At 68.4% G+C, this 13224-nt stretch carries 13 protein-coding genes; 5 read left to right on the plus strand and 8 right to left on the minus strand.

What is annotated here, in order from left to right; translation table 11 throughout:
* Nucleotides 1-12 precede the first annotated feature (12 nt).
* On the minus strand, nucleotides 13-1338 hold the full coding sequence (locus tag BLV47_RS09355; RefSeq protein WP_092312477.1) for an aminotransferase-like domain-containing protein: 1326 nt from the start codon (nucleotides 1336-1338) through the stop codon (nucleotides 13-15).
* A gap of 89 nt (nucleotides 1339-1427) precedes the next feature.
* Between BLV47_RS09355 and BLV47_RS09360 the strand changes: the two genes are divergently transcribed.
* Nucleotides 1428-2060 carry a LysE family translocator gene (locus BLV47_RS09360; RefSeq protein WP_092312480.1) on the plus strand — a complete coding sequence of 211 codons (633 nt, stop codon included), beginning with the start codon at nucleotides 1428-1430 and terminating at the stop codon, nucleotides 2058-2060.
* A 26-nt stretch (nucleotides 2061-2086) separates the two neighbouring features.
* A complete protein-coding gene (locus tag BLV47_RS09365; protein WP_092312483.1) occupies nucleotides 2087-2431 on the plus strand; it encodes an antibiotic biosynthesis monooxygenase family protein in 345 nt (114 codons plus the stop codon).
* A 1-nt stretch (nucleotide 2432) separates the two neighbouring features.
* Here BLV47_RS09365 and inhA read toward each other — a convergent pair whose 3' ends face one another.
* A complete protein-coding gene (gene inhA / locus BLV47_RS09370) occupies nucleotides 2433-3122 on the minus strand; it encodes an isonitrile hydratase (RefSeq protein ID WP_092312486.1) in 690 nt (229 codons plus the stop codon).
* A gap of 92 nt (nucleotides 3123-3214) precedes the next feature.
* Between inhA and BLV47_RS09375 the strand changes: the two genes are divergently transcribed.
* A complete protein-coding gene (locus BLV47_RS09375; RefSeq protein ID WP_092312489.1) occupies nucleotides 3215-4198 on the plus strand; it encodes a GlxA family transcriptional regulator in 984 nt (327 codons plus the stop codon).
* Nucleotides 4199-4214: 16 nt separating this feature from the next.
* Here BLV47_RS09375 and BLV47_RS09380 read toward each other — a convergent pair whose 3' ends face one another.
* From BLV47_RS09380 to BLV47_RS09400, 5 genes are all read right to left on the minus strand, one after another.
* Nucleotides 4215-6653: an alpha/beta fold hydrolase gene (locus tag BLV47_RS09380; protein WP_092312492.1), complete on the minus strand. Its 2439-nt coding sequence runs from the start codon at nucleotides 6651-6653 to the stop codon at nucleotides 4215-4217.
* A 14-nt stretch (nucleotides 6654-6667) separates the two neighbouring features.
* A complete protein-coding gene (locus BLV47_RS09385; protein WP_092312495.1) occupies nucleotides 6668-8110 on the minus strand; it encodes a TIGR01777 family oxidoreductase in 1443 nt (480 codons plus the stop codon).
* 15 nt (nucleotides 8111-8125) lie between these two features.
* Nucleotides 8126-8599 (minus strand): hypothetical protein, encoded by a 474-nt coding sequence (locus BLV47_RS09390; RefSeq protein WP_092312498.1) that lies wholly within the window; start codon nucleotides 8597-8599, stop codon nucleotides 8126-8128.
* Between the two features lie 150 nt (nucleotides 8600-8749).
* Nucleotides 8750-9211 (minus strand): cysteine hydrolase family protein, encoded by a 462-nt coding sequence (locus tag BLV47_RS09395; protein WP_092312501.1) that lies wholly within the window; start codon nucleotides 9209-9211, stop codon nucleotides 8750-8752.
* Between the two features lie 54 nt (nucleotides 9212-9265).
* Nucleotides 9266-9871, minus strand: a complete 606-nt coding sequence (locus BLV47_RS09400; RefSeq protein ID WP_092312505.1) for a TetR/AcrR family transcriptional regulator — start codon at nucleotides 9869-9871, stop codon at nucleotides 9266-9268.
* A gap of 132 nt (nucleotides 9872-10003) precedes the next feature.
* Here BLV47_RS09400 and BLV47_RS09405 point away from each other — a divergent pair, with 132 nt between their 5' ends.
* Entirely contained in the window at nucleotides 10004-11176 is a 1173-nt protein-coding gene (locus tag BLV47_RS09405) for an MFS transporter (RefSeq protein ID WP_092312508.1), read from the plus strand.
* Nucleotides 11177-11247: 71 nt separating this feature from the next.
* Entirely contained in the window at nucleotides 11248-11988 is a 741-nt protein-coding gene (locus tag BLV47_RS09410; protein WP_092312511.1) for a thioesterase II family protein, read from the plus strand.
* Nucleotides 11989-12140: 152 nt separating this feature from the next.
* Here the strand turns inward: BLV47_RS09410 and BLV47_RS09415 are convergent, their stop codons facing one another.
* Entirely contained in the window at nucleotides 12141-13109 is a 969-nt protein-coding gene (locus tag BLV47_RS09415; RefSeq protein WP_092312514.1) for a siderophore-interacting protein, read from the minus strand.
* Between the last annotated feature and the right edge of the window lie 115 nt (nucleotides 13110-13224).

Genomic DNA, 13224 nt, shown 5'->3' on the forward strand with positions numbered 1-13224 from the left:
GCAAGCCGGCTCCTACAGGGTGATTTCGTTGCGGACCTTCTCCAGCGCCTGCTGCAGCAGCGGCAGGCCGATGGAGCCCAGGGCCAGGCGCAGGGCCTGGGGCACGTGGGCGGTGGTGGCGAAGGGCTCGGCCGAGGTCACCGTTATCCCCTGATGTTCCAGGGCCGTCACCACGGCGTCGGCCCGCAGCCCTTCCGGCAGTTTCAGCCAGAGAAAATACGCTGAGGGGTAGGCCTGATAGTCACAGCCCTTGAGCACCCGCGCGGCCAGTTGCTGGCGGCGTCGGGCGTCGTTGCGCTTCTGCTCTTCCAGACTGTCCACCAGCCCCGACTCGATCCAGCGGCAGCCCAGGGTCACGGTCAGCGACGGGGTGCTCCAGGTGGACACGCGAATCGCCCGCTCCAGCGCCGGGATCATCTCCAGTGGCGCGACGACAAACCCCAGGCGCAAGCCCGAGGCGACGCTTTTCGACAGCCCGGAAATGTACAGCGTGCGCTCCGGGGCCAGGGTCTGCAGCGGCACCGGTGCCGGTTCGGCGAGGAAGGCATAGGCGCCGTCCTCGATCAGTAGCAGGTCGTGTTCGCGAGCCAACTGCACCAGGCGTCGGCGCTCGGCCAGGGGCATCACCGTGCCCAGCGGATTGTGCAGGGTCGGCATGCAGTACAGCGCTCGCACCGGGCGCCGGCGGCACAGGGCCTGCAGGGCGTCGAGATCCATCTGCCCGTTGTGCTGTGGCAGTGGTTCCAGGTCCAGGCGCTGGACCTGGGCCAGGGCCTTGAGCCCGGGGTAGGTCAGGGCGTCCACCGCCAGGATGTCCCCGGGCTGGAGCAGCGCCAGCAGGCTCACCGCCAGCCCTTGCTGGGCGCCGTTGACGATCAGCACCTGTTCGCCCGTGACCCGGATCTCGCGGTTGCGCAGGTGGCGCGCCGCGGTCTGCCGTTCATGGGGGCGGCCGCCCTGGGGCGCCGAATGCAGCAGCGCATCCAGGTCGCCGGAGGCGGCAAGCGCCCGCAGTCCCTCGCGCAGGCTTTCCGCCTGGCCGGGCAGGGACGGGTAGTTGAACGCCAGATCCACCGAGGTGGCGCTGGCCGGGTGCTGCTCCAGGCCCATGCCCCGGGGCAGGCTGGTGTCGCGGACAAAGGTGCCGCGCCCGGGCTCGCCGACCACCAGGCCGATGGCTTCCAGCTCGTGATAGACCCGCAGCGCCGTGGCCAGGGCCACCTGCTCGCTGGCCATCAGCGCGCGCACCGTGGGCAGTTGGGTGCCGGGGCATAGCTGGCCGCTGCGGATGCGCTGGGCGAAGTGGTCGACGATGGTTTTGTAGCGGGTACGGCGCACGTTCGACCACCTTATGTATCTAGAACACTTTTTTGTTTGTATCAGATAGGGGCTCTAATCTAGCGACTTTTGCGCAGGAGCACACTGGCATGCCGGACCTGACCACCCTGTCGATCTTCCTGGGCGCGGTGCTGCTGTTGCTGCTGTCGCCGGGCCCGAACATGGCGTTTGTCATCAGCCACGGCGTGGCCTATGGCTGGCGCGGTGGCGTGGCTTCGGGGCTGGGCATCGGCGCTGCGGATATCGGCCTGACCCTGCTCACGGCCACCGGGGTGACCGCGGTGGTGGCCAACTGGCCGCCAGCGTTCGAGCTGATCCGCTATGCCGGGGTCGCCTACCTGCTATGGCTGGCCTGCAAGGCCCTGGGCAAGCGCGGCGCCCTGCACCTGGCCGACCCGGCGCGGGTGCCGCTGTCCACGGTGTTTGTCCGGGCCCTGTGCAACAGTCTGCTGAACCCCAAGGCGCTGCTGTTCTTCATGGTCTTCCTGCCGCAGTTCGTGCACCCCGAGCGCGGCAGCATCGCCGTGCAACTGGTGGTCCTGGGCTTGCTGCTGACCCTGGTCAGCGGGGTCTTTCACACCGGCCTGGGGATCTTCGGCGCGGCCCTGGGCCGTGGCCTGCCCTGTGGCGATTCGCGGCTGGCCCGCTGGCAGTCCTGGCTGCTGGCGGCGGTGCTGCTGGCCCTGGCCCTGCGCCTGGCGCTGCTGACGCGCCCGGTCTGATTCATTCCACCCAACGGAGTTTGCCCATGTACATCGCGGCCTTTATCTACCAGCCGGGCCAGCGCGACGAGGAGTTCTACCGCCTCAGTGCGCTGATCGACGAAATCGCCACCAGCTTGCCGGGCTTCGTCGGCGTCCAATCCTGGACCAGCGCCGATCAGGGGCTGATCAACGCCAGCTATTACTGGGAGGACGAAGCCTCGATCCAGGCCTTTGCCCGCCACCCCAGGCACATCGAGGCCAAGCGCCAGTACCGGCGCTGGTACGCCGGTTATCAGGTGGTGATTTCCAAGGTCGAGCGCACCTATGGCGATGGCGCCATTGCCCAGTTGCTCGGCAATGCCCGCCAGGGCCCGGTGCTGCGCGCCTGAGCTATGCCTGCTGTGTCAGCCGGGCGGCCGCGCGCAGGGTGATTTCCCGGCGCTTGTGCAGCGAGTCGGTGGTGCGCTGGCGGGCGAGCTGCACCACGCTGGCCGGCGCGGTGTCCGGGCTGCCGGCCTCGAACGGCGGCGCCGGGGCGTATTCCAGTTGCAGTTGCACCAGCTGCGCGGTGGCGGCGTCGAACAGTTCGGCGGCCAGGGTCAGGGCGAAGTCGATGCCGGCGGTGATGCCGCCGCCGGTCAGCAGGTTACCGTCGCGCACCACCCGTTCCCGTACCGGAGTCGCCCCCAGCGGCGCCAGCAGTTCGTGATAGGCCCAGTGGGTGGTGGCGCGTTTGCCCTGCAGCAGACCGGCGGCGCCCAGCACCAGGGAGCCGGTGCACACCGAGGTCAGGTAGCGCGCTTGGGCGGCCTGTTGGCGGATGAAGTCCAGAGTCTGCGGGTCTTCCATCAGCGCTCCGACCCCGGCGCCACCGGGGATGCACAGCACATCCAGCGGCGGGCAGTCGGCAAAGCCGGTGGTGGCCTGCAGCACCAGCCCGGAGCTGGCAACCACCGGCCCCGGTTCCTTCCAGATCAGCTGCACCTGCACATCCGGCAGCGAGGCCAGCACGTCGTGGGGACCGGTCAGGTCCAACTGCTGGACCTGGGGAAACAACAGAAAACCTATTTGTAACGCCATGGCCTGTTCCTTGTGTCGATGAAGTGGACGGCCTGACTCTAGCGCTCTAGGCTTTGGCGTACTCGCCAACCTGCCCTCGATTTACGCCAATCATGTCCACTGCGCCGAAAAACGTATTTGTCCTGGCTTTTGCCAATCACCAGTTGCTGGATGTCACCGGGCCGTTGCAGGTGTTCGCCTCGGCCAATGACCGGGCCCGCGGCCTGGGCCTGCCCTTGCCCTACCACCCGCGGGTGATCGCCAGCCCGGGTGGGGCGACCCCGAGTTCATCGGGGCTGGCGCTGCTGGCCGAGGCCTTGCCGGCGCTGGAAGTGGCCTGCGACACCTTGATCATTGCCGGCGGTTGGGGCGTCTACGAGGCGGCTCGGGACCCGCAACTGGTGGCCTGGGTCGCCCAGCGCGCGGCAACCTCGCGGCGCGTGGCCTCGGTCTGCACCGGGGCCTTTCTGCTGGCGGCCAGTGGCTGGCTGGACGGGCGCCGGGTGGTCACCCACTGGACCCGCTGCGAGCAACTGGCCGAGCAGTACCCGCAGTTGCAGGTGGAGCCCAATCCGATCTTCATCAACGACGGCCCGGTGTGGACCTCGGCCGGGGTCACCGCCGGCATCGACCTGGCCCTGGCCCTGGTGGAGGCCGACCTGGGGCGCGAGGCGGCATTGGATGTGGCCCGGCAACTGGTGGTGTTTCTCAAGCGCCCGGGCGGCCAGTCGCAGTTCAGCGTGACCCTGTCGCTGCAAAACAAGGGCGGGCGTTTCGATGGGCTGCACGCCTGGATCGCCGAGAATCTCAGTCGCGAACTGACGCTGCCGACCCTGGCCCGGCAGGCGGGCATGAGCGAGCGCAGCTTCGTCCGTCACTACCGCGCCGACACCGGCCAGACCCCGGCCCGGGCGATCGAGCAGATCCGGGTGGAAACCGCGCGGCGCCTGCTGGCCGACACCGGCCCGCCGATCAAGCGCATCGCCGCGCAGTGCGGTTTTGGCAGTGAGGAAACCCTGCGCCGCAGCCTACTGCGGGCCCTGGGGGTCACGCCCCAGGCCTACCGCGAACGTTTCGCCGCCACCGAACCGGCCTGAGTCCGAGACGCGGGGTTCAGCCTTCGACCAGGCTCAGTTGGCCGTCGGCATACAGCACCTCGCGGCCGACCCAGGCCGGGTCCACCTGGGGCAGTACCGCTGAGGGCTTGCGCAGCTCGCGCAGCAGGGTCGAGCCATGGGACAGGCGCCCGCCCATGCGCGCGATCACCGCCCGGGCCTGTTGGTAATGGGCATGGCGCCCGGGGTCGAGGGTGTCTTCCAGGAGAATGTCGACCCCCAAGACGCCCTGGACCTGCCCCGGATAGATCATGAAGCCCGCGGCCTGCTCGCTGCCTTCACGGCCGTCCTGCCAGAAGCTGCCGCCACGGCTGCGCGGCGTTTCATGGGGAGCAAACCAGTAGTCGCGATCGGCCTCGGGCATGGCGTGGTGCAGGCGGAAAAAGATCCGCATCAGGTTGTCCCGATACCACTCGCGCACTTGCAGGTAATAGCCGCGCATGCCCGGCAGGCCCAGGCGGTGGGCCAGGACAATGGCCGGGCGCCACTGCGGGAAGGCCTGCAGCGGCAGCTCGGCGCAGGCCGGGCGCGGGGTGCCGGGGTCGGTTTCCCAGGGCAGGCGATGGGGGCTGTGGTCCAGGTTGTCGTAGGCGGTGGGCGGGCGCCCCAGCAGCGCGCCGCCGCTGCTGGCCAGGGCGGTGGCGATGCACAGGTTGCCCTGCACCACGAACACGTAGAAGCGGCTGAACCAGTCCGCCAGTTGCTGGCCGTCGGCCCCGGCGCCTTGCAGCTGCGCCAGTTCCCGGTCAAAGCGCCGCAAGCCCGCTTCCAGGGTCAGCAAGTGGCCACGGGCGATGTGCTGCATGCGCAGGAAGCGCGGCAGCGAGCGCAATAGCCGCAGCGGGCGCAACGGTAACTGCGGGGTGGCGCCGCCGACTTCGCCGGCGTAGCTGGAGGAGGGCAGGCCCCAATCGGCCAGCCGCGCCAGGAACAGGTCGTTGTTGATGTAGGACGCACCGCCAAACACTGCGGTGAACGGCTCGTTGTCCTGCAGCACCCGGGTGTCCCAGCGGGCCATGATTGCCGGAATGCTCGCCGCCGCGCGGCGCTGGCCGTACTCGACGAAACGGCTGGGCTGCGGCGGCAGGATCTCGGCGATGTTGGCCGCGGTCAGGTGCCGGCGCCAGCCGTAGTCGCTGATCGGGCGGTACTGCAACAGCCACAGTTGCTGGCCGTCCCAGGCCCATTCGACATCGCCGGGCACGTAGTGAAAGGTCTTCAGCACCCCTTGCAGGAAGTCCCACAAGGCGCTGGCGCTCAGGCCCTGGGTGTTGGCGAAGGCGCCGCTCTCCCAGGCCGGGCCCAGGCGCGAAAGAATCGCCCGCTGGGGGCTGACCTGGCCATCGGCGAGGCTTTCCAGGTGGCCCTCGACCCATTCCAGTTCCACCGAGAGATGGCGCACGAAGGCGATCCCCGACAGCGTCGGCTGGATAAAGCGCTGCACCACCACTTCCTCGACCCCGGCCTCGCGCAGCTCGCTGATGCGCCCGGGCACGTCCGCGCGGGCGACCCGCAGGTAAGTGGTGCTCAGCCCGGCATTGGCCGAGTCGGCCTGATCCTCGCCGTAGCTGGAGGAGCGCACCGCCCACAGTGCCTCGGGCTGTCTGGCGAGCAGGGCTGGCAGGCGCGGATCGCCGGCGTTGTCCAGGGACAGGGCACTGGGCACCGGCTGGCCGGCCAGTTGTGCCAGGTGCAGGCGGCCGCCCTTGGTGTGGGCGACAAAACCGCTGTCGCCGGACTCCAGCCAGGCGACGAACTCGGCCGGCGCATCGATCCACGGGTAATGGCCCCAGCCGGGCTTGAGGCTGACCCGCAAGTCGGCCCGGGCCAGGATCGCCGACCAGGCCGCGGCCTGGGCCATGCCCAGCAGCCGGTCCTGATCACCCCAGACCAGGTGCACCGGGTCCTTGATCCACTCCAGCAATGGCAGCGCGGTGTCGGCCCGCAGTTGCTCCCACAGCGGCACGAACGCTCGGCAGCGGGCATAGCCCGAGCCCATGCGCCGGTACTGCTCCTGGGTCCATGGCTGGCGCGAGAACTTGCCGGCGAACAGGGTCGGTTTATGGCTCAGCAGGCCATGAATCAGCAACCGCGCCGGCAGCGGCGACATCAGCGCCGGCAAGCGCCGTTGCCAGAGAAACGCCCCCACCGGCGACAGCAGCACGCTGCGGCAGAAATGCCCGGGCCGGCGTTGCAGGGCGTGCAGCACGATCAGCGCGCTGACCCCCACCGCGACAATCGCGTTGCCCGGCGCCGTCATGCCCAGCAGGGCCTCGGCGTACTCCCCCAGGTCCCGGCAGGGCGGCAGCGGGTTGGCGCCAAACCCCGGCAGCTCCAGGGGCTGTACCTGATAGCGCTGGAAGTGCGGCAGGGCATCGTCCCACCAGTCGGCGGCGCTGCCATTGCCCGCCAGCAGGTACAACAGGGGCTTGCTCATGGGCATTCCTCAGCTCAGGTCAGGTCGCGCAGGGCCGCGTCCAGGGTCGGATAACGGAAGCGGTAGCCGGCCTGCAGCAGGCGCGCGGGCACCACCTTCTGGCCGTCGAAGAACAACTCGGCCATTTCCCCGGCCAGGGCCCGTACCGGCGCTGCCGGCACATGCAGCCACACCGGGCGCTTGAGGATCTTGCCGACCGTGGCGGCGAAGGTGCCCTGGCTTACCGCGTCCGGCGCCACCATGTTGTAGGTGCCGGACAGCGACGTGTCGTTGATCGCCCGGGCCATCACCTGCAACACGTCGTCGCGGTGTACCCAGCTCATGATCTGTTGGCCATCGCCCATGCGTCCGCCAAAGCCGAAATGGAAGGGCAGCAGCAGCGGCTTCAGGGCGCCGCCGGGACCGAACACTATGCCTAGGCGCAGCACCACCTGACGCACGCCGAAGCGGGTCGCCGGTTCCGCCGAGGACTCCCAGCGCGCGCACAGGTCGGCCATGAAGCCTTCGCCGCGCTCGGCGTTTTCATCCAGGCTCTGGCTGGCGTCGCGCACCCCGTAGAAGCCGATGGCCGAAGCCTGGATCCACAGCTGCGGCTTGTGCCGGGCGTGTTGCAGCCAGTTGAGCAGGGCTTCGGTGGTGCCGACCCGACTGGCCAAGAGTTGCGCCTGGCGCTTGGCCGACCAGCGTGGCCCGGCCACCGGAGCGCCGGCCAGGTTGATGATCACGTCGAAGGCTTCGCCGTGGCCGAGCTTGTCCAGCGAGCGCAGGCAGCGGGCGCGGCCGTCGAACAGGTAGGCGGCGCGCAGCGGATCGCGGGCCAGCACACTGACCGTGTGCCCGGCATCCAGCAGTTGGTTGACCAGGGTTTCACCGATAAAACCGGTGCCGCCGGTGACCAGCACCCGCTTGCCGGGCCCCCCCGTGAACGGGTTGCTGCCCAGGCCCTGGTGTTGCAGGCGCCAGGCGGCCAGGCCGTCGCGAATTCCCGAGGCTGTCACACCGACGGCAAACAGGCTCAGGGCCCAGCCTTGCCAACCCAGGTCGATGGGGCTCAAGGCACTGGGCAGGCGCGACCATTCCAGCAGTTGCAGGCCATACAGAGCGAAGAACGCCCCGGCGTTGATCGCCAGCACCGTATGCATGATGCGTTCGATGGCCGGCAGCTTGCGGCTGCGGTCCTCGACCACGAAGTCCCACAGGGTCAGGCCGATTTCCAGAGCGAACAGCACCGCGATCACCAGCGCCCAGATGCCCTGGAACGCCAGGTGGGCGATGCCCATGAACAGCACGCCGTAGAAGCACGAGCGCAAGGCATGGATCGCCAGCTCCTTGCGCGCGCCATGGCGTTGCGGCAGGGCCACGGTGAGTTCGTGATGGTAGATCGTATCCAGGGCGCCGAGCACGCCCTGGGCGAGCAACAGGGCGATGGCCCACTGCAGGATTGGCAAATCAGCCACGATGGTGAAGTCCTTTTACGAGGGAAGACGGGAATGGCGGGCGTCGTGGCGTTGCAGCCACAGCAGCGGCGGCAGCAGCACCAAGAGGGCGAAACTGTCGATCCACAGGTGCGCGGTCATGTTCATCTGCCAGGACAGCCACATGTCCTGGGGCGCCCACAGCACAATCCCGGCCATCAGCCAGGCCCAGGCCGCCGGCGCGCGCAGGCGGTTGCCCAGGTGCACCAGGCCCAGCAGGTACAGCGAGTAGCTTTGCAGGGTGGCGCCGAACAGGCCCAGCCACCAGATCTGCTGGGCCCGGGCCGGTGTCGGCGCGGCGGCGCCCCAGAAGGCCTGTTCGATGCTGCCGAGGTAGTCGTTGAACAGGCCGCTGTGGCCGGCCCAGGTCAGCAGCAGCCCGGCCAGCAAATGGCCGGCGCCGACGGCGTAGAGCCAGAGCACCAGGGCCCGGCGCAGGCCGGGTCGGGGAGAAGTCGCGGCGGGTAACATTCCATGTCCTGTGGGGGATCAAAGGCGCGAAGTGTACCGATTTTTCCTGGAGTCGAGTGCTCGGCTTGTGCCCGGAGTGCAGCTGCTTCCGTAGGAGCTGGCTTGCCAGCGAAAGGGCCCGCCAGATCGCCTTCGCCGGCAAGCCGGCTCCTACAGCTCGGTACTGCGGGCCAGGTGCTTGAAATGGTGCCGCCACAGGTCGATGCCCAGGCCGCCGCTGCGGTCCAGGGAGGAACCCACGGTCAGGTCGGTGAGCAGGGTCGGCTGCAGGCCGGCATCGAACAGGGCAAAGCCGGCGGCCAGGACACAGGTATCGGTCTGGATGCCGCACACCAGCACCCGCTCGGGGCCGAGGCTTTTCAGATAGTCGAGAATCTCTGGCGTCGGTCCGTAACCGTGCTTGATGAAGATCTTGTCGGCCGCCACCAGACTCTGGTCGTCCGCCGCCGGTTGCCAGCCCAGTTGCCGGGCAAAGGGCGTGCGGCTTTCATCATGGTGTTCCACCGTGGCCACCGAGGGCATGCGCCCGAGCAGGCGGTTGATGCCCTCCACCAGCCAGGGCGGCGGGTTGAAGCAGGGTTGTACGTCGATGATCAGCAGTGCCTGGTGCATATGTGGCTCCTTGTGCCTGTGGGCTGTGCGGTTCATGGTCCCGGCGGTTTGCTCTCAGGCCAGGGGGCTGTGCGGTTGGTTGGCTCGCAGTCCGCGCAGCAGCAGTTGCAAGGCGTTAAGGGCCTCGCTCAGCCGCTGCTGTGGCTGGGGCTCGGCGGCGATCCACAAGGCAGCCTCCACCAGGCTGCCGTTGATCAAGCGCGCCAGGGCCCTGGGTGCCACCGCTGCAATCACTTGGTCCTGAAGCAGTTGCTCCAGCAGGGCGCTCAGGGTGTCGATGCAATGCTCCTGCGCCGGCAGCCGCTCCCCCAGCACTGCCCGGGCATCCTGCAGGACGATGCGCTGGATTTCCGGTTCCAGGGCCATGTGCAGATAGGCCCGGCAACGCTCATGGAAAGCCTCCCAGGGATTGGCGATCTGAGCGGAGACGGCCTCCAGGCGCTCATCCATTTCACTGTCGATCTGCTCCACCACCGCCGCCAGCAGCCCTTGCTTGTCACCGAAGTGGTGATACAGCGCGCCCCGGGTCAGGCCGGCTTCGGCGGTCAGGTCGTCCATCGAGGTCCGGGCATAGCCCAGCCGGGCAAAGGCCTGACGGGCACTGGCAATCAGCTTGGCGCGGGTTTCCTCGATCATCTCGGCGCGAGGGCGGCTGCTCATGAAGACGCTTCTCCAATAAATGGCGGGTTGACATACGCGGCGTATGTTCTCATGCTTTTTAACATACGAGGCGTATGTATTTCTACTGCCCGGCCACTTATGGCAAGTTGCAGCCCCCAAGGAGTCGTTTCAATGGCAAACCCCTACCGCGAATTGTTCAAGGCCCCGGGCAGCCGTGCCTTCGTCCTGGCCGGGATGCTGGCGCGCATGCCGATTTCCATGACCGGCATCGGTCTGATCACCATGCTGGCCCAGTTGCACGGCGGCTATGCCCTGGCCGGCTCGGTGGCGGCGACCTTCGCTCTGGCCACGGCGTTTTGCGCACCCCAGGTTTCGCGCCTGGTGGACCGTTTCGGCCAGGGACGGGTGCTGCCACTGGCGGCGACCCTGGGGGGTGGTGCACTGCTGGCCCTGCTGCTGTGTACGCGCCTGCAGGCCCCGCACTGGACCCTGTACCTGTGCGCGGCCCTGGCCGGGTGCATGCCCAGCATGTCGGCCATGGTCCGTGCCCGCTGGACCGAGCTGTACCGTGGCCAGCCGCAGTTGCAGACCGCTTACGCCCTGGAGTCGGTGCTCGACGAAGTCTGCTTCATCATCGGTCCGCCGTTGTCGGTGGGCCTGTGCGTGGGCCTGTTTCCCGAGGCCGGGCCACTGGGCGCGCTGCTGGCGCTGGCCCTGGGGGTGGGCGTGTTCGTCATGCAGAAAAGCACCGAGCCCCCCGTGCATCCCCATGAGCAGGGGCAGGGCGGCTCGATCATTCGTTCCGGGGAGATCCGCCTGCTGATGCTGCTGATGACCGCCATGGGCACCATCGTCGGGGTGGTGGACGTGGTCAGCGTGGCCTTCGCCCAGCAGCAGGGGCAGCCGGCGGCGGCGAGCATCGTGCTTTCGGTGTACGCCATCGGCTCGTGCCTGGCGGGCATTGCCTTCGGGGCGCTGAAACTGGCCACGCCCTTGCCCCGCTTGTTCATGTATGGCGGCATCGCCACGGCCCTGGCCACTGTGCCGCTGCTGTGGGCGAGCAACATCCTCGGCCTGTCCCTGGCGGTGTTCGTCGCCGGGCTGTTTTTCTCCCCGACCCTGATCGTCGCCATGGCCCTGGTGGAGCGCAGCGTACCGCCGGCCAAGCTTACCGAGGGCCTGACCTGGCTGGTCACCGGCTTGAGCATCGGCGTGGCCCTGGGAGCCGCCGGTTCCGGGGCGCTGGTGGATCAGTTCGGCGCCCGCAGCGGTTTCTGGCTGGCCCTGGCCGGTGGCGCCGTGGTACTGGGGGCGGCGTTGCAGAGCTATCGACGGCTGCGCTGAAAGCTGCGGCGGACTAATTTGTCCGCCCCACGCCGCGTTCTCTTAACAGTCCATTCGTCGAGGGAATAACCGTGACCCAGTTGAACCTGCTGTGCCTGCCGTACTCCGGTGCCAGCGCCATGGTCTACAGCCGCTGGCGCCGCCAGTTGCCGTCGTGGCTGCACCTGCAACCGGTGGAGTTGCCGGGGCGTGGCAGCCGCTACGCCGAGCCCCTGCACACCGACCTGCGTGAACTGGCGCGGCAGCTGGCCCAGGAACTGCGCCCCGCCCTGAACAGCCCCTACGCCTTGTTCGGCCACAGCCTGGGGGCCTTGCTGGCCTGCGAGCTGGCCCACGCCCTGCGCGCCCTCGGCTGCCCGGAACCGCTGGCGCTGTTCGCCTCGGGCACCGCCGCGCCGACCCTGCGCAGTGAATATGACCGGGGGTTTGCCGAGCCCAAGACTGACGCCCAGTTGATCGAGCAACTGCGCACCCTCAACGGCACCAGCGAAGAGGTGCTGGCCAATCAGGAACTGATGAGCCTGACCCTGCCGATCCTGCGGGCCGATTTCCTCCTGTGCGGAGGCTATCGACCGTTGCAGCGGCCCTTGCTCAACTGCCCGGTGCACGTCCTGGGCGGCAAGGCCGACCGCGCCACCGGCGAGCAACTGATCGGCTGGAGCAAGGAGACCCATGGCAGCTTCTCGGTGGACATGCTGGCGGGCGGGCACTTCTTCATTCATGAACACGAAGCCCGGGTGCTGAGCCTGATCAAGGGCCACCTTGAGGTGCAGCGCCGCCGTCACCTGCAACCGGCGGCCATGGTTGTCTGAAGGCGCGTCGGGTTGCAGCGCCGACGCAGGCCGCCAACGTCCCGCAGGGACACAGGAAGCGCCCCACGCCGGAGTTGACGGTTGCTCGCCAGGCAAAGCCCGGCGGGCCTTTGCGTCGCTTCGCGGGCGCGGCAGCGGCTAGCGGCGCGGGCTCAACCCAGGGAACCGCCCAGGCGCCAGTAGCCCATCAGGGTCAGGTTGCGACGCTCCTGGCCGCGCTCGTTGATCAGGTGGCGGCGGATGCTCATCACCGTGGCCGACTCGCCGGCCACCCAGGCGTAGAAGCGGTTGTCCGCCGGCTTGGCGGTTTCCCAGGGGCGTTGTTCAGGGTCGCCTTCGGCCACCTTGAGCGGCCGGCGCCCGGCGCTGGCCGGCGGCAGCTCGGCCAGCTCCCGGGCGGCATGGATCAGAGGTTCGCCATGTTGCGCCCCCAGCACGTCCCGGGGCAGCCAACTGAGCCGGGTCTGCGGATGGCACTGCAGGTCGATGCAGTCGCTCTCATGGGGCACCTCGATGAACACCTGCACATCCGGGTAGTCCGGATAGTCCTGCAACTCTTCGAGAATCCCGGCGATGGCCGGCAGCGCGGTTTCATCGCCCATCAGCAGCACCTTGCCAATGCCTGCTGGGGGCAGCCATTCGTAACCGCCGGGGTCGCCGCTGTAGGCCTTGTTCGGCACCACCATCTGCAGACAGTCGCCGGGCCGGGCATGGGTGGCCCAGGCCGAGGCCGGGCCATTGACCCCATGCAGGACGAAATCCACATCCAGCTCCGCCGGATGCAAGCGCAGCGCGCGGATGGTGTAGGTACGCATCGGCGGCTGCTGTTCGGCCGGCAACTGGCGCCGGGCCGCCTGCCAGTCCCCTTGCGCCGGCAGTTGCGGCGGCGTGCCGTCGGCCCCGGGAAACAGCAGCTTGATGCGCTGGTCCGGCGCCAGGGTGCGCGCCTGGGCGATGTCTTCGCCGCTGAACACCAGGCGCAGCATGGACGGGCTGAGCTCGATGCGCTGCTTGAGCTCGACGTTGATCAGGCGGTAGCCCCGAGGTGGCTGGGCTCCGACACCTACCAGTTTGCGCAGGCCCTGGGCCAGGGCACTGGCCAGAGAAGTGGCTGAGGACATGATCGCGACCTTGTTAAGGAGAAGGTCCTGATTTGACGAGCCGCGGCCTGTGCAATTTACCGTGGCGATGCCCCTGCGTCCGCCGTGGGCGGGGTTAATTTTTCTCCTGGGCCAT

The sequence above is a fragment of the Pseudomonas saponiphila genome (assembly GCF_900105185.1).
Lineage (GTDB): Bacteria > Pseudomonadota > Gammaproteobacteria > Pseudomonadales > Pseudomonadaceae > Aquipseudomonas > Aquipseudomonas saponiphila.